The organism is Sphingomonas sp. MMS12-HWE2-04 (genome assembly GCF_044881185.1).
Classification (GTDB): domain Bacteria; phylum Pseudomonadota; class Alphaproteobacteria; order Sphingomonadales; family Sphingomonadaceae; genus Sphingomonas.
Genome location: NZ_CP173254.1, coordinates 3510037 through 3528759, shown reverse-complemented (window position 1 = coordinate 3528759; position 18723 = coordinate 3510037). Strand labels below are relative to the sequence as shown.

Below are 18723 nucleotides of genomic sequence, written 5' to 3'. Positions count from 1 at the left end.
GTTCAATCGGTTAGCGTCACCTCCATGCTGAAGCTGCGCGCTTCGCCGGGCGCGAAACGCAGGATGCCCGGCTTGTCCCAGATCTCGCCCTCGAAGCCGACCGGGTCGGCAATGCCGTGCCAGGGTTCGACACAGACGAAGTGCGCGCCGGGACGGGTCCAGATGCCGAGCTTGGGAAGTCCCGCGAAATCGATCTCGAGCGCCGGGCCTTCGCCGGCGTCATAGCGCACCGATCGGCTTTCGAGGCTGTCCCAGACCAGCGCACCGTGCTGGAACAGCGTGTCGTCTAGCGCGAGCGTGCGGCCGTCTTGGAGCGGGCTTGGTCGGCCTTCCGGCGCGATCCAGCCTTCGGGAGTGATCGTCGCGAGTTCGCCGGGCTCGGGCTTGTCGAAGCGGATGCGATGTTCGGCGCGCGCATGGCCGAACGGCAGCGGCCAGGCAAAGGCGGGGTGAAAGCCGAAGCTCGCCGGCATCGGCGCATCGCCGCTGTTGGTTACGGTGATCTCGGTGGTGAGCGTCTTGCCCGCAAGCATGTATGCGGCGTCGAGCGTGAAGGCGAAGGGATAGACCGAGCGGGTCCGCGCATTGTCGGACAAGCGAAAGCTGGCCCGGTCGGCGGCGTGCTCGACCAGCTTGAACATCTCGCGCCGGGCAAAGCCATGCTGGGGCATCGCAAAGTCGGCCCCGTCGAGCGTGTAATGATCGTCCGCGAGGCGGCCGACGATCGGGAAGAGCAGCGGCGCGCGGCCGCTCCAATAGGCCGGGTCGGCATTGGTCATCAGCTCGCGCCCTTCGCGGTCGCGCAGGTGGCTGAGTTCGGCACCGAACAGGTTGATGATCGCGGTGAGCCCGTCGGAGGCGATCTCGATCATGTTGTCGTTGTGCATCGCGCATCTCTCCGCATTCGGCCTGTTCGCGAGATATGGCGGTCCGCGGCCTGGCGCAACGCGCCCGTTATTGAATCCGATTCGGAGGCTTCTTGCCCAATTTCCATCGCAGCTTGATTATCCTGTTGGTAGTAAACGATAAGTAATACTCCGAATCGGGGGAATCGGCGTGGGGCATTGGCCAAATTTGATTGCCGCAGTCGATGCGATGATGCGCGAATCCACCTTGTTCGCGGCCATATGGTTTCTGATTGCCGGCATTGATGACTTGATCGTGGACGTGATTTACGCGGCGCAATTGTTACGACGTCGCGTTCTTCATTTGTTCGGCGCCGTGCTCACGGACCCCGCCGATTTGGCAACTGGTCAAACTCTGCCGCTGGCAATCTTTATTGGCGCCTGGGACGAATCGCCGGTGATCGGATCGATGCTGCGCACGGCCCTCGATCGCTTCGAGTATCCCGACTACCGGCTCTATGTGGGCACCTATCCCAACGACCCCGCGACGATCGCGGCGGTTGCCGAGGTCGCATGCGAAGAGCCGCGCATCCGTTTGGTGATAGGCGACGTGCCGGGCCCTACGACCAAGGCCGATTGCCTCAACGGCCTATGGCGCGCGCTGCGCCGCGATGAAGCGAGCGAAGGACGGCGTCATGCCGCGATCATCCTCCATGACGCGGAAGACCTCGTCCACCCGCAAGAGCTGACGGTATTCGCGCACTATCTTCCCCGCTACGCCGCGGTGCAGCTTCCGGTATTGCCGCTCCCGCATCCGCGCTCGCGCTTCGTGTCCGGGCATTATCTCGACGAGTTCGCCGAGGCGCATGGCAAGCAACTGCTGGTCCGCCGCGCGGTCGGCGCGGCGCTGCCGCTTGCCGGAGTCGGGTGCGCGATCCGCCGCGACATGCTGGATAGCATTGCCGCGGCGCGCGGCGGCCATCCCTTCGACGCAAGCAGCCTCACCGAGGATTACGAGCTCGGCCTAACGATCGGCGCTACCAAGGCGGCCATGGTGCTCGCGCGCGTCGAAGACCTCCGCACCGGCACGCTGGTCGCGGTCCGCGCCTATTTTCCCGATACGCTGCACGCCGCGGTGCGCCAGAAGGCGCGCTGGATGACCGGGATCGCGCTTGCCGGCTGGGACCGGACCGGCTGGGCCAAGGCGACGCGGCTGGGCGATCACTGGATGCGGATGCGCGATCGCCGCGCGACGCTGGCGATTCCGGTGCTCGTGCTGGCATATTGCGCGCTCGTGCTGTGGGGCCTTTCGAGCGCGCTGCATCTGGCGGGCGGCGGCTCCGTGCCCGAACCCTCGGCGGGGCTGCGTATCGTGCTGCTCGCCAATTTGGCATTGCTGGGCTGGCGGACCGTGGTGCGCGCGGCGTTCGTCGGTCGCGCGTATGGATGGCGGGAGGCTGGTCTGTCCGTCCCCCGCGTGTTCGTCGGCAACTATATCGCGCTGCTGGCGGCACGGCGGGCGCTGTTCTTGTATGTCGGGCTGCTGGCCGGCGGTGTGGTGCGCTGGGACAAGACTGCCCACGAGTTTCCCGAACAGGCCGCGTGAGCGGTCAGGGCCGCCCGTTTCGGTTTCTGGCGGTGCTGCTGTTCGGCTGGGTGACGATGCGCGCAGTGCTGCTCTGGCCCAGCGCGACATCGATTCCCGACGCGGTCCGCGTGCTCGCGCCGTTTGCCGGGGTACCTGGAGCCGAAGCGGAGGCGCACCCGGTGCTTGTCGTGCGCAGTGCGCCGCGTGTGCGCATCGCCATCCCGGCGCGCCGGCGGGTCGCGGTCGCGGCCACCCCGGAGCCGGACCAGCGCTCGCCCGATTCGCCGGTGCTCCAGCGCGCAACGCGCGGCCATGTCCAGGCTGGTCCGGAGCGACGCTACGGCGCTGGCCAGGCCATGCCTGTGCAAAACATGCCGGAGGCCGTCGCTACTCTAGCGCCGCTCGCATCGCGCTGGTCGGCGAGCGCCTGGCTGGCGCTGCGGCCGGGAACCGGGCTTGGCGCGGCACCTGGCGCCAGCCAGCTCGGCGGGAGCCAGGCGGGCGTGCGCGTCACCTGGCTCGCCCTGCCGCGTGCGCGCGTTGCGCTGTTCGGGCGCGTCACCACGCCGCTGGAAGGCAAGGGGCGGGAGGCGGCAGCGGGGATCGAGTGGCAACCCTTCGCGGCGCCGGTGCGACTCGTCGCCGAACAGCGATTTGGGCTGGATGGCACCAAGGGCGGTTCGGGCATCGGGGTGATTGCCGGGATCGACACGCGCCTGCCCGCGCGCTTCCGGCTCGAAGCCTATGGCCAGGCGGGCGCAATTCAACGCAGCCGCACCGAACCCTATGTCGACGCCGCCGCCCGCGCGACGCGATCGATCGCGCGCGCGGGTAGGGCCGAACTCGCGCTCGGCATCGGCGGCTGGGGCGCGGCGCAACGTGATGCCGCGCGGCTCGATCTTGGGCCCTCGGCAACGCTCGCGCTGCCGGTCGGCAAGGCCAATGTCCGCCTCGCGATCGATTGGCGCCAGCGCGTCGCCGGCGATGCACGGCCCGGATCGGGGCTGGCGCTCGTGCTCGGGAGCGATTTCTGACGCAGCGCCCTTTCGCGCACCCGCGCAACCGCGCTATCGCCTGCAGTCGATGGATCTCTATCTCCCGATCGCCAATCTTTCGGTCAACGCGCTGGTCATCGTCGCGCTCGGGCTCGGCGTGGGGCTGCTCTCCGGCATATTCGGCGTGGGGGGCGGGTTTCTCACTACTCCGCTACTGATTTTCTATGGCATCCCGCCCACCGTGGCAGCCGCCTCGGCGGCAAGCCAGGTCACCGGAGCCAGCGTCTCGGGCGTGTTCGCGCATTTTCGTCGCGGCGGCGTCGATCTTCACATGGGTGCGGTCCTCGTCGTCGGCGGCGTGATCGGCAGCGTCGCCGGCGCGTGGCTGTTCACGGTGCTCCAGGCCAGTGGTGCGATCGATACAGTAATCGGGATTCTCTACGTCGTGATGCTCGGCTCGATCGGCACGCTGATGTTCCGCGAATCGGTTGGCGCGGTGCGCGTGGCGCGTGGTGCCCGTCCGCCCACTCCACGCAAGCGCAGGCATCACCCGCTCGTCGCGATGCTGCCGCTGCGCTGGCGCTTTTATCGCTCGGGGTTGTACATATCGCCGCTGGCGCCGCTGTTGCTCGGGGTCTTCACCGGGATCCTGACGATGCTGCTCGGGATCGGCGGTGGATTCATCCTGGTCCCAGCGATGCTCTACATCCTCGGCATGGGCACGCAGACGGTCGTTGGCACTTCGCTGTTCCAGACTCTGTTCACCACCGCGGTTGCGACGATGGCGCATGCGACCACCACCAAGGCCGTCGATATCGTGCTTGCCGCGCTGCTGCTGCTCGGGTCGGTCGTCGGGGCGCAACTGGGTGCGCAATTCGCTCAAAGGGCCAAGCCCGAATATCTTCGTTTGATCCTGGCGGTAATCGTGTTGTTGGTAGCACTGCGCATGCTGCTTGGGCTGGCCTGGCGGCCGGACGAGATTTACACGGTCACGCTGGGGTGAAGAGGTGGTTGACACTGCTCGCCGCCCCGCTGCTGATGGGACAGGCCAAGCCGGTACTCGTGCCCGACGTCTCACAGCGCAATATCGAGATCGCCTATTCGTTTACCGGCGCGGAGCTGTTGCTGTTCGGCGCGATCCTCTATCCGGGCGGCCGTGCACCCGATCGTGGCGAAAAGCCCGCGGAGATTGTCGTGGTGGTGAAGGGGCCCACCCAATCGGTGCTCGTCCGCGAAAAGGCCAAGGTGGCGGGGATCTGGGTCAATGCCGAACGGATGCGCTATCGCTCGGCGCCGAGCTTCTACGCGGTCGCCTCGTCTCGGCCGATACGCAGCATCGTCGATGAGCGGACCCGCGCGATCTACGAACTCGGGATCGATAGCCTCCAGCTTTCACCCGCATCGAGCGCGGTGCCCGATGTGCAGGCGCGCTTCGATGCCGGGCTGGTCGATCTCCGCGCGCGCTCCGGCCTTTATTACGAGGCGCCGGGGGCAGTCGAGATTACCGATGGCGTGCTGTATCGCGCCCGGCTGGCGATTCCGGCGCGCGTGCCGGTAGGCCGCTTCACTGCCGAGACTTTCCTGATCCGCGACGGACGCGTGATCGCCGCCGCCGTACGCACGCTCGACATTCGCAAATCGGGGTTTGAGCGGTTTGTCGCGCAGTCGGCCGAACAGCATTCCATATGGTACGGGCTCGTCGCAGTCGCGCTTTCGGTATTGTTCGGCTGGGGCGCCGGCGCGATCTGGCGGCGCTTCTAACGGACCCGGCAGCACACTCTATTTTTACTTCCGGCCGGCATGATGGGAGGGAAGAAAAGGGAGTTGTGCATGGACGGCCAGTTTGGCGCGCGCGGTTTCGAAGGCGCGGCGCCTATTCCGACGGGTGAAATGCCGGCCCGCACTCCTGCGCGGCCTATCGGCGCCGTGCTCGAAATCGCCGGCTCGTCGAGCGCGGTGATGTTCGATCCCGTCGAGATCGAGGCGCTGCTTTCCAGCACCGATGCCGCGATCGCCAATTCGGGCCAGGTCGGCAGCCAGATCAAGATGCGCGTCGGCAGCACCTGGCTGATCGCCAATGTCCGCGCACTCAAGCTTGACGCCAGCGGCGATCGGATCATCGCCCAGGTCGATTTTCTCGGCGAGGGCGACGAGGAGCGGCTGACCGGCAAGCTCTACAAATTCCGCCGCGGCGTGACGCGCTATCCCACGCCCGGTTGCCCGGTTTTTCCGGTGACCACCGCCGACCTCAAGCAGATCTATGCCGCCGATGACCGCGCGCATATCGAGATCGGCAACGTCTATCCCACCAAGGACATCCGCGCAGCGCTCTATATCGACGCGATGCTTGGCAAGCATTTCGCGCTGCTCGGCTCGACCGGCACCGGCAAGTCGACCAGCGCCGCGCTGATCCTCCACCGCATCTGCGAGCTCGCGCCGCAGGGCCATATCGTGATGATCGATCCGCACGGCGAATATTCGGCGGCGTTCAAGACCAATGGCGCACTCTACGACGTCTCGAACCTGCAGATGCCCTATTGGCTGATGAACTTCGAGGAGCATTGCGAAGTGTTCCTCACCACCGAGGGCTCGGCGCGTCAGGTCGATGCCGATATCCTCGCCAGATGCCTGCTGCTCGCCAAGAGCAAGAACCGGCTGGCGCAGGAAGTCGGCAAGCTCACCGTGGACGCGCCGATCCCGTATCTGCTGTCGGACCTGACTCAGATCCTCCAGCTCGAAATGGGCAAGATGGACAAGGCGACCGACACGGCGCCATTCCTCCGGCTGCGCGGCAAGATCGACGAGATCAAGGCCGACCCGCGCTACACCTTCATGTTCTCGGGCATGCTCGTCGCCGATACGATGCAGCAGTTCCTCGCGCGCGTCTTCCGCCTGCCAGGCGACGGCAAGCCGATCTCGATCATCGACGTGTCGGGCGTGCCGAGCGAGATCACGTCGGTCGTCGTCGCGGTGCTCAGCCGGATGGTGTTCGACTTCGCGATCTGGTCGCGCGGCGAGGCCAAGCGCCCGGTGTTGCTCGTTTGCGAGGAGGCGCATCGCTATGTCCCCAACGAGCGCAATGCCGATGGCTCGTCGGTTGGCCGCATCCTCAGCCGGATTGCCAAGGAAGGCCGCAAATACGGCGTTTCGCTGGGGCTGATCACCCAGCGCCCTTCGGACCTTGCCGAAGGCGTGCTCTCGCAGTGCGGAACGATCCTGGCGATGCGGCTCAACAACGAGCGCGATCAGGCCTTCGTCAAGGCAGCCATGCCCGAAGGCGCACGCGGCTTCCTCGATTCGATCCCGGCGCTGCGAAACCGAGAATGCATCGCGGTGGGCGAAGGCGTGGCGACGCCGATCCGCCTGCTGTTCGACTCGCTCGAGCCCAACAAGCGTCCGGCGTCCGAAGACCCGCGCTTCTCCGAGCTATGGAAGGAGACCGGCGGCGAGGATCAGATGCTCGAGCGCACGATCAAGCGCTGGCGTTCGCAGGGGAAATAACGCCGGCTTGGCAGCGGCAAAAACCAGGGCGCGGCAGGGATGCCGCGCCCTTGTTGTTTCTAGCTTGCGTCGCGCAGGACGGTCAGTCCTCGTCCTTCTGGGCGCCGTGGCCGATCGGGACGGCGAGGAGATGGCCGAGCTTGGCGCGGAAAGCACCGAGATCGCCGCCGCTCAGGCGCCGCTCGATCGTGAACGATACCGAGCGGGGATTCACCGCGACACCGTTCTTGTAGAGCTCGTAATGGAGATGCGGGCCCGTCGACAGGCCCGTATTCCCCACCGCGCCGATCTGCTGGCCGCGGCGCACGCGCTCGCCATTATGGACGAGGATGCGGCTGAGATGGCCATAGCCGGTGCCGAAGCCGTTGCCGTGATTGACCTTGATGAAATTGCCATAGCCCGCGCTGCGGCCGGCAAACTGGACGACGCCCTCGCTAGCGGCATAGACCGGCGAACCCCAGGCGGCAGCAATGTCGACGCCCTTGTGCATGCGGACATAGCCGAGCAGCGGGTGGCGACGCATGCCGAACCCCGACGAGAAGCGGCCGGCGGCGGGCATCGCCATCGCGCCACTGTCGCTGCCGCGGCCCGACCCGTCGAACCAATCCATCTTGCCGTTCGATTCCCACGGCAGCAGCTGCATCTTGTTCGCGCAGCCACTCAGCCCGGCATACATCAGGCTGCCGAGCTGGACTTCGCCGGTTTCGGCGCGGGCCTGGCCGACGATGATGTCGAACTTGCAGTCCGAGCCGAGCCGCGAGACCGGCATGCGGCTGGCGAGCGTGCGGATATAGGATTCGACGGCCTTGGCCGGCGCGCCGGCGGCACGCGCCGAGCGATAGAGCGACGAGCCGATCGTGCCCTGGATGCGCAGCGGCGTGCGGTCGATCGCGATCGGGATCTGCTTGAGCGAAAGCGCGCCGCCGTTGCGGGCGACTTCGAGCTTGAGATCGAATTTGGCGCGGAAGGCCATGGTCTCGAGCGGGCGCGGCTGCCCCTTGTCGGGGCGGCGTCCGAGCGTGATGTCGAGCATGGTGCCGGGCTGGATCTGATCGAACGCCACTGCCTGGGTGACCAGCGTCCCGACCTGACGCGCATCAGCCTCGCCGACGCCCGAGCGGCGCAGCACGCCGAGCAGCGCGTCGCCCGAAGCGAGCTTGGCATCGAGATTGATGATCGGGCGCTCGGGCGTGTCGGTAAGCGGCGCGACGAAACGGTTCGCGGCGAGATGGTAGCCGCTGGCGCCGCCTTGGCCGAGCGGCTTGATCGCCTGGGCGCGCGCGGCATCGAACTCGACGCCGGTCAGCGGCGCGGGAACATTGCCGTAAATGGGATTCTCAAAGCCTGGCGAAAGCAGCCAGGTCAGCGCGCAAAGCCCGGCGCAGGTCGCAGCACCGCGATACCAGGTCAGCGTGCCGATGCGGGCGCCGAGATCGGGGGCGAAATCGAAATCGGCGAGGCGATGCTTGAGCGCCTTCCAGCCAGTGCGCTTTTGCGGGACGAGCGCGGGCACGTTGCTGCGCAGCGCCGTGGCGGCGCCGCCTCCGAAATCCAGGCCATGATCATCGCGCAGGAACAAGGCGGAATGCCTCCCCAAAACGTGGATTATGGTGTCCGCCGTCACCCCCGGCCGAGGTGTACTCACTCTGTAGTACAGGTCTTAAAGTCAAATTAAGCACCCCGCGACGACGCACGTGTTGCGGTGACCTGTGCCACACCCGAGATAAAGGGTTGGATCCACCAAGTTTCTGGCCTAAATCAACATGGTTAAGCGATTCGGGCAACCAAGGGGAGTTGCTTAAGGGGCGAAGCGGAACGATCTTGTGCGGCAGAATGAGTCAATTCGCACGTTCTCCCGTCACTGCCGTGCTGGGCCCCACCAACACCGGCAAGACCCATCTCGCGGTCGAGCGGATGTGCGGCCATGCCAGCGGCATGATCGGCTTTCCGCTGCGGCTGCTGGCGCGCGAGGTCTATGACCGCGTCGTCGCCATCAAGGGCGTCGAGCAGGTCGGGCTCGTCACCGGCGAGGAGAAAATCCTGCCCCCCAAGGCGCGCTGGTTCCTGTGCACCGCCGAATCGATGCCGCTCGAACGGGATGTCGCGTTCGTCGCGCTGGACGAGGCGCAGCTGGGTGCCGATCCCGAGCGCGGCCATGTCTTCACCGATCGGCTGCTGCGCGCGCGCGGCCGCGAGGAAACGATGATCCTCGGCGCGGATTCGCTGCGACCGATGCTCAAGGCGCTGGTGCCCGAGGCCGAAGTGATCGGCCGGCCGCGCTTCTCGACGCTGTCCTATGCCGGCGCCAAGAAGCTTTCGCGGCTGCCCAGGCGGAGCGCGATCGTCGCGTTCAGCGCCGAGGAAGTGTACGCCGTTGCCGAGGCGCTGCGCCGGCTGCGCGGCGGCGCCGCGGTGGTGATGGGCGCGCTCTCCCCGCGCACGCGCAACGCCCAGGTCGCGATGTTCCAGGCAGGCGAGGTGGACTATCTCGTCGCCACCGACGCGATCGGCATGGGGCTCAACATGGACGTGGCGCACGTCGCCTTCGCCTCGCTCCACAAGTTCGACGGACGCCGCCAGCGCCGGCTGACGATCGCCGAGATGGCGCAGATCGCCGGGCGGGCCGGTCGCCACCAACGCGACGGCACCTTCGGCGCGCTGCACGAGGACGGGCCGAGCGCGTTCGCGCCCGAGGAAGTGCTGGCGATCGAGGCGCATCAGGTGCCGCGGCTGGAGCATCTCTACTGGCGCGAAGGCGAGCCCGATTTCGCCTCGATCGACGCACTGATCGAGAGTCTCGAGACGCGGCCGCACAGCCCGGTGCTGCGTGCCGCGCCCGAGGCGGTCGACCTCGCCGTGCTCAAGCGCCTGGCCGAGGAGGGTTGGGTGCGCGCGCGCGTCCGTTCGCCGGCAATGGTGGCGCGGTTCTGGGCGGCATGCGGATTGCCCGATTTTCGCAAGCTCGGCGTCGATCCCCACGCCCGCTTCGTCGGGCGGCTGTTTGGCCATCTGTCCGAGGGCAACGGCCATGTTCCGCACCAATGGTTCGCCGACGAGATCCAGCGGCTCGACAATATGGGCGGCGATGTCGAGACGCTCGCCGGGCGGATCGCCGCCGCGCGCAGCTGGGCCTATATCGCCCACCGTGCCGACTGGCTGCAGGACCCGGTGCATTGGGCCGGGCGGACCCGCGCGATCGAGGAAAAGCTCTCCGACGCGCTCCACGCCAGCCTTACCCAGCGCTTCGTCGACAAGCGCACCACCGTGCTGCTGCGCCAGATCGGCGCGGGCGCCGGCGAACTGCCGGTGACGATCGGGCCCGAGGGCGAGGTCAGCGTCGAGGACCATCCGCTGGGAACGCTGGAGGGCTTCCGCTTCACCGTCGCTCCCGATGCGCGGGCCGCCGACAAGCGCATGCTGCTTGCCGCCGCGGAGAAGCGTCTCGCAGGGGAATATCGCAAGCGCGGCGCGGCACTGGCCGCGGCGGAAGACGATCGCCTTGCGCTGGCGGGCACACAGCTGACCTGGCAGGGGGTTGCCGTTGCCGAGCGCAAGCCCGGGCCCAATCTGGCGCGCCCCAGGATCGTGCTCGATCGCGCGCTCGATGTGCTCGACGCGGCGACCCGCAAGGCAGTGCAGGCACGGCTGGACGCGTGGTTCGCCGCGCGGCTGGCGCAGCATCTCCCCGTGCTCGCCCGGCTGGATGCGACAACGCGCGACCCGGCTGCCGGGGCGCCTTTGCGGGCGATCGCCAACGCGCTGCTCGAGGCCGGCGGGCTGCTGCCGCGCCGGGCGGCAGGGGCGCTGGTCGACGCGCTCGACGCCGACGCGCGCCATCGGCTGCGCAAGATCGGCGTGACGATCGGCACGCTCGACTTGTTCGCGGCCGCCGTGCTCAAGCCCGGCGCAGCGCGCTGGCGGCGCGACCTGATGGGGCTGGCCGATGCGCCGCGCGAAGGCGCCACGGTGTTGCCGCGCAGCGCGCCGGGCGCCGATCTCGTGCATGGCTTTCGCCCGCTGGGCGCGCAGGCGGTGCGCGTCGATCTAGTCGAGCGCATCGCGCGCGCCGCGCATGAGGCGCGGCAGGGCCGCAAACCCTTCGCCCCGGACCCGGCATTGGCGACCTCGATGGGGCTGACTCCCGAGACGCTTGCCCGGCTGATGGCGCAACTCGGCTTTCGCACCGCGCGGGTGCCCGAAGGCACTGCGCCGCGCTGGATCTGGCAGGGGCTTACGCCTGCCGCCAAGCCCAAGGCGCCGCCCAGCGACAATGTGTTCGCGGTGCTCGCCGCGCTGCGCCATGGCTGACGAATCGATCCGCCTCGACCGCTTCTTGTGGTTCGCGCGGATCGCCAAGACGCGCAGCGCCGCGCAGGCGATGGCGGAGAAGGGCACGCTCAGGCTCGACGGGCGGCGGATCGAGCGATCGGCGGCGCCGGTGCGCATCGGATCGGTGATCGTATTTCCGCTCCACGGCAAGGTCCGCGCGCTGCGCGTTGAGGCGCTGCCGCGGCGCCGCGGCCCCCCGGACGAGGCAGCAACGCTTTACACGCCCCTCGAAATCCATACGCCCAAGCCCGTTGACGCGCCCGAGCCCGGGGCATAGCAGGGGCCAGTTTCGCTCGTTTCAAGGCCCCGAGGACCCCCGACCATGACCTATGTCGTCACCGACGCCTGCATCCGGTGCAAGTACATGGACTGTGTCGAGGTGTGCCCGGTCGATTGCTTCTACGAAGGCGAGAACATGCTCGTCATCAATCCCAGCGAGTGCATCGACTGCGGCGTGTGCGAACCCGAGTGCCCGGCCGAGGCGATCCTCCCCGATACCGAAAACGGGCTGGAGAAGTGGCTCGAGCTCAACCGCACCTATTCGGAGGAATGGCCCAACATCACCCAGAAGGGCGATGCCCCGGCGGACGCCGATGCGATGAAGGCCGAGACCGACAAGTTCGACAAGTATTTCTCGCCCAATCCGGGGACCGGCTCCTGACCGGGTGACGGCATTCGAGCCCTTTAGCGGGCGCCATTGCTAAAAAATTACGCACGCGGGCAGATTCTGCGCCGCAGCGATGGCCTATGGCTGGTAATTTTATTGCAACCGTGTTAAATCGGCGGCGACGAAGGCGAAGAATTGCCTTCGCCTGGAGACGCACAGGAAGTTGTCCCGAACCACCAGCCCGAAGCCGCAACGCTCTCGGGCCGGAACCGCACTTGTTCGGGGCCGGTTATCACGAAAGGTTCTTCGCACATGGCTGCAAAGGCGCTGTCCTTCGATGTCGGCGATTATGTCGTTTACCCCAAGCACGGCGTTGGCCGTGTGATCGAGCTCCAGAAGCAGGAAATTGCGGGCATGCAGCTCGAGCTCTATGTTCTCCGCTTCGAAAAAGAGAAAATGACGCTCCGCGTGCCGACCAACAAGGCCGAGAGCGTCGGCATGCGCAAGCTGTCGAGCGACAAGACGCTTAAGGAAGCGCTCGAGACGCTCAAGGGCAAGCCCAAGGTCAAGCGGACCATGTGGTCGCGCCGCGCCCAGGAATATGAAGCCAAGATCAATTCGGGCGACCTCGTGTCGATCGCCGAAGTGGTCCGCGACCTGTTCCGTGCCGACGACCAGCCCGAGCAGAGCTATTCGGAACGCCAGATCTTCGAAGCTGCCGCTTCGCGCCTCGCGCGCGAACTGGCCGCGATGGAAGAGACTGACGAGCCGGCGGCGCTGCTCAAGCTGCTCGACATCCTGCGCAAGGCCGCAGCGGTGTGGAACAAGGACAAGGTTCCCGCCTGATCTAGGCGTGACCTTGTGGATTTCGAAAGGGGCGTGTCCGAAGTGGGCGCGCCCCTTTTCCTTGCGCCTCATATAGTGTATTGTACAAACAACACACATAGGGAGAGACCATGCGAATGTTGCTGATCGCCGCGACGCTGCCGCTGGCAGCATGCCAATCCAACTGGGAAAAGGGCGAGACCGCGCCGGCGAGCGGCAGCGGCGCCTCGCGCAGCTACACTGCGACCGGCTTCACCTCGGTCGACCTGCGCGGGTCGGACGATGTCGACGTGAAGATCGGCAATGCCTTCTCGGTCAGCGCCGAGGGCGATCCCAAGGCGCTCGATGAACTCGACATTCGCGTCTACGATGGCGCGCTGCGCGTCGGTCGCAAACAGGGCAGCAGCGGCAGCGACCAGGGCGCGCGCGTCCATGTCGTGCTGCCCAAGCTGACGTCGGCGAGCACCTCGGGATCGGGCGATCTCGATCTTTCGGGGATCCAGGGCGACGCGCTCGATCTGGCGATCGCGGGCTCGGGCAGCATCAAGGCGGCTGGCACGATCGCCAAGCTCGATGCCTCTATCGCAGGGTCGGGCGACATCGACGCTACGGGCTTGCCGGCGAGCAGCGCGGACATCTCGATCGCCGGGTCGGGTAACTTGACCGGCGTCGTCAAGGGTGCGGCCTCGGTATCGCTGGTCGGATCGGGTGACGTGACGCTGACTGGCGGCGCGAAATGCTCGGTGAGCAGCGTGGGTTCGGGTGACGCCAACTGCAGCTGAGCCCGAGTTGGACAAGCGCGGGCAGCAGGCGCATCGTGACGCGATGTCTCGATTGACCCTTGTGCTCGCGCTTCCGCTCCTCGGCGCTGCTCCAGCGCCCGAAGAGCGCGGCTTCAACATCGGCAGCTTCGAGCGTGTCCGCATCGAGGGACCCTATGACGTCGCGCTGTCGATCGGCTCGCCGCACGCCTCGGCGAGCGGCACGGCATCGTCGCTCGACCATGTTTCGGTCCGCGTCGACGGCAGCACGTTGATCGTAAGCGCGGGCACGCTCGGCCGCGCCAGCGCAGGGGATACGCTGCCCCGCGTGCTCGTCTCCGGCCCGGCGCCGCGCACCGTGCTGGTCAGCGGCGGCGGCAAGCTCCGCATCAGCGAGATGCGCGGCGCGCGTGCCGACGCCAGCGTCAACGGCGCGGGATCGCTCGAGGTCGAATCGCTCGTCGCCGACGATTTCGGAGCAGCGCTCACCGGCACCGGCGCGATCCGCCTTGCCGGCACCGTCGGGCGGCTGCGGCTGCGCAACATCGGCACGGGTTCGATCGATGCGCAGGCCCTCACCGCCAACGATGCGGTGCTCTCGTCCGAAGGCACGGGCACGATCAGCGCCACGGTCCGCTACACCGCCCGCGCGACTGCGCTCGGCACTGGCGGGATCAATATCGCCGGGAAGCCCGAGTGCACGCTCAGCGGCTCAGGGCCGATCAGTTGCGACGGGCGGATTGTCCGGCGCTAGCCTAGACTGCCGCCACATAAGCCTCGCCGGTCTGGAGGCGCTCAATATCCTGGCGGGTGGCGCGCCGAAAAGCCGGCGGTATTCGCGGCTGAACTGCGACGGGCTTTCATAGCCCACCGCGAAGCTCGCCGTCCCGGCATTGGCGCCTTCGGCCAACATCAGCCGCCGCGCTTCCTGCAGACGCAGCTGCTTCTGATATTGCAGCGGGGTCATCCGGGTGATCTGCTTGAAATGGGCGTGCAGCGACGACGCGCTCATTCCTGCCGCTGCGGCGATGGCATCGACCCGTAAGTGTTCGTGAAAGCCGCTGCGAATCTTTGCGATCGCGCGGCTCACCTGGTTCAGATGACTGTCCGCCGCCGCCATGCGCCGCAGGATCGGGCCGTGCGGACCCTTCAGCAGTCGATACAGAATCTCGCGTTCGATCAGCGGGGCCAGCGCGGAGATGCTTTCGGGCTCGTCCAGCAATTTCACCAGCCGGCATGCGGCGTCGATCAGATCGGGATCGCTTGGATAGACCGCGAGCACCGGCAGGTCCGTCTTGGGGGAGGGGGCACCCTCTTCGACCAACAGATCGGCCAGCACCGCAGGGTCGAAATCGATCTTGCAGCACAAATAGGGCGCGGCTGGGCTCGCATCGATGACGTGCCCGACCAGAGGCAGATCGACTGAGACGAGCAGATAGCGCGACGCATCATAAACCACGCTGTGATCGCCGAGCGACACGCGCTTGGATCCTTGGGCGATCAGGCAAAGTGAAGCTTCATAAACCGATGGTACCGGCTCGGTGGGACGATCGGCGCGGATTAGTGAAAGTCGCGGTGCGGCGGTCCCAGCCATCCCCGATTCAGGTCCGTGCCGCAGCAGAAGAGCGGCGAGATCTGCGATCCTGTCCATGCGGTCGGCATTTGCCCAATCGCTACGCGGTCGCAAGTGTTCTCGCAGACATTCGGAGGATCAGGCAATTGCTCCGCATGATCGTTCTACCCCTCCGCGTTCCGGATGCCCCATTTCCGCGGTGCCAACCAGAAGGAAGCGACCATGACCGGCATCAGCGGAAAGACCATTCTCATCAGCGGCGCGTCGAGCGGAATCGGCGAGGCCACCGTTCGCGAACTCGCTCAAGCAGGGGCGAAGCTCTTCATCGGCGCACGCCGCGGCGACCGGCTCAAGGCACTGGCGGACGAACTCGGCACGCAGATAGCCTGGCGCGAACTCGACGTCACCGACGCGGCGAGCTTCGACGCCTTCGCCGCCGCCGCCGAAGATGCATTCGGGCAAATCGACGTGCTGATCAACAATGCCGGCGTCATGCCGCTGTCGCCCCTCGCGGCGCTGAAACGCGACGAATGGGCGCGGATGATCGACGTCAACATCCATGGCGTGCTCAATGGCATCGCTGCGGTACTGCCGCGTTTCGTCGCGCGGGGCGGGGGCCAAGTGGTCAACGTCGCCTCGATCGGCGCGCACCTCGTGCTGCCAACCGCAGCGGTTTATTGCGCCACCAAATATGCCGTCTGGGCGATCACCGAGGGCCTGCGCCAGGAGCATGACGACATCCGCGCGACGGTCATTTCCCCCGGCGTCGTCGCGACCGAACTCGGCAACGACATCACCGACCCGGAAGTCGCCGCCAGCCTCAAGCTGTGGCGGCAAAAGGCCCTTACCCCTGACGCGATTGCGCGCGCGATCCGCTATGCGCTGGAGCAACCCGAGGGTGTGGACGTCAACGAAGTGATTGTCCGCCCCACCGCCGCGGGCATGTGAGCAAACGCCTCCGGGCAGGCGCAGGCCCTTCCGGAGGCTTTCAAGCCGCGATCGGGAAACGTAGCAGCCGGTCCTCGAGCGCGACCAATGCCTGGGCCTGGCTTCCCACGGCGCGGACAATCTCGGGATGGTGCGCGTCGAGGCCGCCGGTGAGCGCGCCATAGGCCGGCAGGATCAGCTTGGTCGCGGTGGCGACGAAGCAACGGCGGGCGACCTGACGGCCGCGGACCGTGATGCGCAGTTTGGGATGGAAATGGCCCGAAAGCTCCGGACGTGGCTCGCGCGGATCGGCTTCGTGTCGCAGCACGAGGCCGTCGACTTCCGCCTCTTCGTCGATCGTGCCGCCGCAGTGATCGACCAGCAGCGAATCATGGTTGCCGGTGATCCAGCGCCAGTCGAGCGCGCCGGTCAGCCGGGTGAGTAGCGCGCGGGCATCTTCGGGCAGGCGCTCGCATCCCGCCGAATCATGAAAACTGTCGCCCAGACACCAGAGCTCGCGCGCCTGGGTGCGGTCGGCAAGCGCGGCGATGCCGGAAAGCGTAGCGATCAAATCATAGGGTGGCAGCATCTGGCCGCGCTTGGCGAACCAGCTCGCTTTCTCGAAATGCAGATCGGCGAGCAGAAGCGCGCGACGCGCCGGCCAGAACAGCGCGCCCTCGGGGAGCGCCATCAGGCTATGGCCTGCGAACGAAAGGGGAACCATGGATCGGCTATCGTGCCTGGGCGGGGCCGCTGTCAACAGCGATGCATCGGCACTTTGCGGCCGTCGATGGTGATCACGCCATTGCCGGCATCGCTGCGCGTAACGCTGTAGCTGCGCACCAGCGGCGGGCTGACCGCGACCGGGGCCTCGCTACCGCTGTCGAGCCGCTCGGCGATCGTCTCGGTGACGCGGTCGCCGTCGATCTTCCAACGGCCGACCTCGCCGCCATTGTTGACCCGGCCATCCGCATCGAAATGCGCAATGAAATCGGTCGCGCAGCTCGTCTCGAACGACCAGCTGCCTACGAGCCATTCGGCCAAGGGCGGAGCCGCGGCAACCGCGGCGGCGGGCGCTGCGCCCGCCGTCTGCTTCGCCGAAGCATTGCCTGTGGGTGCGGATTCGCTCACGCCGCATGCCGACGCCAGCGCGCAACCGCACGCCAAAAATCCCACTCGAAGACGCTGCCCCGCCCGCATCGTGCGATCCTAGCCGATCGCGCCGCGCGGGGGTAGCCGGGATCAGGCCGGAACCGCGGTTTTCGTAGCGGCGAGCGCGCCCAGCCGGCCAAGGATCCGCACCCAGGAACGGATGCCCTTGTGGAAGCTGTTGAGGTCATATTTCTCGTTGGGCGAGTGGATATTGTCGTCGTTGAGCGCGAAGCCGACCATCACGCTGTCCATGCCGAGGATGGTCTTGATCGAATTGACCACGGGGATCGATCCGCCGCTGGCGAGCAGCGCCGACTTGCCCCATTCGGCATCGAGCGCGGCGCGGGTGGCGGCGAGCGGCGGGCTGTCGCTTGCCAGGCTGATCGCCTTCGATCCGCCGCGCACCTTGAAGGTGGCGCTGCAATCGGCGGGGAGATGCGCGCGGACGTGGTTTTCGAATGCGCTCCACACCTGGTCGGGATCCTGATCGCCGACCAGGCGGAAGCTCACCTTTGCGCTGGCCTGAGCGGGGATCACGGTCTTGAAACCCTCGCCGGTATAGCCGCCCCAGATGCCGTTGATCTCAGCCGTCGGGCGCGCCCAGCTCTGCTCGAGCACGCCGAAGCCGGCTTCGCCCGCGGGGACGCTGAGCCCGACATCGCCGAGGAACTGGCCGGAATCGAAGCCGAGCGCGTCCCAGCTCTTCTGCACGCCGGGATCGATCGAGTGCACCCCGTCATAAAAGCCGGGGAGCGTGACGCGGCCCTGATCGTCCTTGAGATCGGCGAGGATGCGGGTGAGCAGCTGGATCGGATTGCGCGCGGGGCCGCCATAGAGGCCCGAATGCAAGTCGCGCGACGGGCCGTGGACGGTGACCTGGCCGGCGGCCATGCCGCGCAGGCCGACGGTGATCCCCGGCGTCGCGACATCCCACATCGACGTGTCGCAGATCAGCGCGAAATCGGCCTTCAACTCCTCGGCATTGGCACGGAGGAAGGGCTCGAGGCTCTCCGAGCCCGATTCCTCTTCGCCTTCGAACAAGATAGTGACGCGGCACGGCAGCGTGTCGCTGGTCGCCTTCCACGCGCGGATCGCCTCGACAAAGGTGCGCAGCTGGCCCTTGTCGTCCGAAGCGCCGCGGCCGAAGATCACCTTCGAGCCGTCGTCGCGCGTCTCGAGCACCGGATCGAACGGATCGCGGCGCCACAGCGCGAGCGGATCGACCGGTTGGACGTCGTAATGGCCGTAGAACAGCACATGCGGGCCGTCGCCGTCATGGTGCGCGACGACCATCGGATGGCCCGGGGTCGGCGCGACGCGGGCATCGAAGCCGAGCTCGGCCAGCTCGTCCGAGAGCAGTTGCGCGGCGTGCCGGCAATGCTCGGCATAGGCCGGATCGGTGGAGATCGAGGGGACGCGCATCAGCGCGAACAGCCGGTCGAGCGCGTCGTCGAGATGCGCTTCGGCATGGTCGAGCGCGGAGTCGAAATCGGTGTGCTGGGTCATCGCCGAGCCCTAGTCCTGCGTGCCGCGAGGGGCAAGACCGCGCCGGCGGGTACGCCTTGTCCCGCAATGGGTTGCCCCGCATGCGGATCGGCGGAGGCGCAAAATAGCGCTTTG

General features: G+C 67.0%; 18 protein-coding genes. 12 read left to right on the top strand and 6 right to left on the bottom strand.

Annotation, left to right across the window (positions count from 1 at the left end):
- Positions 1 to 2 precede the first annotated feature (2 nt).
- Entirely contained in the window at positions 3 to 887 is an 885-nt protein-coding gene (locus AB2M62_RS16610) for an aldose 1-epimerase family protein (protein ID WP_404335575.1), read from the bottom strand.
- 208 nt (positions 888 to 1095) lie between these two features.
- On the opposite strand from AB2M62_RS16610, the gene AB2M62_RS16605 reads away from it, so the two are divergent.
- The 5 genes from AB2M62_RS16605 (at position 1096) to AB2M62_RS16585 (ending at position 6929) form a co-directional block, all read left to right on the top strand.
- On the top strand, positions 1096 to 2451 hold the full coding sequence (locus AB2M62_RS16605; RefSeq protein WP_404339992.1) for a glycosyl transferase family protein: 1356 nt from the start codon (positions 1096 to 1098) through the stop codon (positions 2449 to 2451).
- Entirely contained in the window at positions 2448 to 3467 is a 1020-nt protein-coding gene (locus AB2M62_RS16600) for a hypothetical protein (protein WP_404335573.1), read from the top strand. Before AB2M62_RS16605 ends, AB2M62_RS16600 begins: the two co-directional genes overlap by 4 nt.
- 49 nt (positions 3468 to 3516) lie before the next feature.
- The gene (locus AB2M62_RS16595; RefSeq protein ID WP_404335571.1) at positions 3517 to 4431 is read left to right on the top strand and encodes a sulfite exporter TauE/SafE family protein; all 915 of its coding nucleotides are present in this window, start codon (positions 3517 to 3519) and stop codon (positions 4429 to 4431) included.
- A 35-nt stretch (positions 4432 to 4466) separates the two neighbouring features.
- Positions 4467 to 5189 carry a TIGR02186 family protein gene (locus AB2M62_RS16590; protein WP_404339991.1) on the top strand — a complete coding sequence of 241 codons (723 nt, stop codon included), beginning with the start codon at positions 4467 to 4469 and terminating at the stop codon, positions 5187 to 5189.
- 69 nt (positions 5190 to 5258) lie between these two features.
- Positions 5259 to 6929 carry an ATP-binding protein gene (locus AB2M62_RS16585; RefSeq protein ID WP_404335569.1) on the top strand — a complete coding sequence of 557 codons (1671 nt, stop codon included), beginning with the start codon at positions 5259 to 5261 and terminating at the stop codon, positions 6927 to 6929.
- Positions 6930 to 7011: 82 nt separating this feature from the next.
- Here AB2M62_RS16585 and AB2M62_RS16580 read toward each other — a convergent pair whose 3' ends face one another.
- The gene (locus AB2M62_RS16580; protein ID WP_404335567.1) at positions 7012 to 8508 is read right to left on the bottom strand and encodes a M23 family metallopeptidase; all 1497 of its coding nucleotides are present in this window, start codon (positions 8506 to 8508) and stop codon (positions 7012 to 7014) included.
- Between the two features lie 254 nt (positions 8509 to 8762).
- On the opposite strand from AB2M62_RS16580, the gene AB2M62_RS16575 reads away from it, so the two are divergent.
- From AB2M62_RS16575 to AB2M62_RS16550, 6 genes are all read left to right on the top strand, one after another.
- Positions 8763 to 11237: a helicase-related protein gene (locus tag AB2M62_RS16575; protein WP_404335565.1), complete on the top strand. Its 2475-nt coding sequence runs from the start codon at positions 8763 to 8765 to the stop codon at positions 11235 to 11237.
- A complete protein-coding gene (locus AB2M62_RS16570; protein WP_404335563.1) occupies positions 11230 to 11535 on the top strand; it encodes an RNA-binding S4 domain-containing protein in 306 nt (101 codons plus the stop codon). The genes AB2M62_RS16575 and AB2M62_RS16570 overlap by 8 nt, the downstream gene beginning before the upstream one ends.
- 45 nt (positions 11536 to 11580) lie before the next feature.
- Entirely contained in the window at positions 11581 to 11919 is a 339-nt protein-coding gene (gene fdxA, locus AB2M62_RS16565; protein ID WP_404335561.1) for a ferredoxin FdxA, read from the top strand.
- A gap of 258 nt (positions 11920 to 12177) precedes the next feature.
- Entirely contained in the window at positions 12178 to 12711 is a 534-nt protein-coding gene (locus AB2M62_RS16560; RefSeq protein WP_404335560.1) for a CarD family transcriptional regulator, read from the top strand.
- A 110-nt stretch (positions 12712 to 12821) separates the two neighbouring features.
- Positions 12822 to 13472 carry a GIN domain-containing protein gene (locus AB2M62_RS16555; RefSeq protein ID WP_404335558.1) on the top strand — a complete coding sequence of 217 codons (651 nt, stop codon included), beginning with the start codon at positions 12822 to 12824 and terminating at the stop codon, positions 13470 to 13472.
- A 61-nt stretch (positions 13473 to 13533) separates the two neighbouring features.
- Positions 13534 to 14205, top strand: coding sequence for a GIN domain-containing protein (locus tag AB2M62_RS16550; protein WP_404339990.1), 672 nt, complete (start codon positions 13534 to 13536; stop codon positions 14203 to 14205).
- On the opposite strand, the gene AB2M62_RS16545 is transcribed toward AB2M62_RS16550, so the two are convergent.
- Entirely contained in the window at positions 14164 to 15102 is a 939-nt protein-coding gene (locus tag AB2M62_RS16545) for an AraC family transcriptional regulator N-terminal domain-containing protein (RefSeq protein WP_404335556.1), read from the bottom strand. The genes AB2M62_RS16550 and AB2M62_RS16545 overlap by 42 nt on opposite strands.
- Before the next feature lie 144 nt (positions 15103 to 15246).
- Between AB2M62_RS16545 and AB2M62_RS16540 the strand changes: the two genes are divergently transcribed.
- On the top strand, positions 15247 to 15972 hold the full coding sequence (locus tag AB2M62_RS16540; RefSeq protein WP_404335554.1) for an SDR family oxidoreductase: 726 nt from the start codon (positions 15247 to 15249) through the stop codon (positions 15970 to 15972).
- 40 nt (positions 15973 to 16012) lie between these two features.
- On the opposite strand, the gene pdeM is transcribed toward AB2M62_RS16540, so the two are convergent.
- The 3 genes from pdeM to AB2M62_RS16525 form a co-directional block, all read right to left on the bottom strand.
- Entirely contained in the window at positions 16013 to 16675 is a 663-nt protein-coding gene (gene pdeM / locus AB2M62_RS16535; RefSeq protein WP_404335552.1) for a ligase-associated DNA damage response endonuclease PdeM, read from the bottom strand.
- Between the two features lie 32 nt (positions 16676 to 16707).
- The gene (locus AB2M62_RS16530; RefSeq protein ID WP_404335550.1) at positions 16708 to 17082 is read right to left on the bottom strand and encodes a hypothetical protein; all 375 of its coding nucleotides are present in this window, start codon (positions 17080 to 17082) and stop codon (positions 16708 to 16710) included.
- Positions 17083 to 17193: 111 nt separating this feature from the next.
- Positions 17194 to 18609, bottom strand: a complete 1416-nt coding sequence (locus AB2M62_RS16525; RefSeq protein WP_404335549.1) for a M20/M25/M40 family metallo-hydrolase — start codon at positions 18607 to 18609, stop codon at positions 17194 to 17196.
- Positions 18610 to 18723: the final 114 nt, after the last annotated feature.

What these genes read in the sequence shown, in the direction of transcription:
- AB2M62_RS16610 (WP_404335575.1), bottom strand. Translation starts at nt 887, where the DNA reads ATGCACAACGACAACATGATCGAGATCGCCTCCGACGGGCTCACCGCG.
- AB2M62_RS16605 (WP_404339992.1), top strand. Translation starts at nt 1,096, where the DNA reads ATGATGCGCGAATCCACCTTGTTCGCGGCCATATGGTTTCTGATTGCC.
- AB2M62_RS16595 (WP_404335571.1), top strand. Translation starts at nt 3,517, where the DNA reads ATGGATCTCTATCTCCCGATCGCCAATCTTTCGGTCAACGCGCTGGTC.
- AB2M62_RS16590 (WP_404339991.1), top strand. Translation starts at nt 4,467, where the DNA reads ATGGGACAGGCCAAGCCGGTACTCGTGCCCGACGTCTCACAGCGCAAT.
- AB2M62_RS16585 (WP_404335569.1), top strand. Translation starts at nt 5,259, where the DNA reads ATGGACGGCCAGTTTGGCGCGCGCGGTTTCGAAGGCGCGGCGCCTATT.
- AB2M62_RS16575 (WP_404335565.1), top strand. Translation starts at nt 8,763, where the DNA reads ATGAGTCAATTCGCACGTTCTCCCGTCACTGCCGTGCTGGGCCCCACC.
- AB2M62_RS16570 (WP_404335563.1), top strand. Translation starts at nt 11,230, where the DNA reads ATGGCTGACGAATCGATCCGCCTCGACCGCTTCTTGTGGTTCGCGCGG.
- fdxA (WP_404335561.1), top strand. Translation starts at nt 11,581, where the DNA reads ATGACCTATGTCGTCACCGACGCCTGCATCCGGTGCAAGTACATGGAC.
- AB2M62_RS16560 (WP_404335560.1), top strand. Translation starts at nt 12,178, where the DNA reads ATGGCTGCAAAGGCGCTGTCCTTCGATGTCGGCGATTATGTCGTTTAC.
- AB2M62_RS16555 (WP_404335558.1), top strand. Translation starts at nt 12,822, where the DNA reads ATGCGAATGTTGCTGATCGCCGCGACGCTGCCGCTGGCAGCATGCCAA.
- AB2M62_RS16545 (WP_404335556.1), bottom strand. Translation starts at nt 15,102, where the DNA reads ATGGACAGGATCGCAGATCTCGCCGCTCTTCTGCTGCGGCACGGACCT.
- AB2M62_RS16540 (WP_404335554.1), top strand. Translation starts at nt 15,247, where the DNA reads ATGACCGGCATCAGCGGAAAGACCATTCTCATCAGCGGCGCGTCGAGC.
- pdeM (WP_404335552.1), bottom strand. Translation starts at nt 16,675, where the DNA reads ATGGTTCCCCTTTCGTTCGCAGGCCATAGCCTGATGGCGCTCCCCGAG.
- AB2M62_RS16525 (WP_404335549.1), bottom strand. Translation starts at nt 18,609, where the DNA reads ATGACCCAGCACACCGATTTCGACTCCGCGCTCGACCATGCCGAAGCG.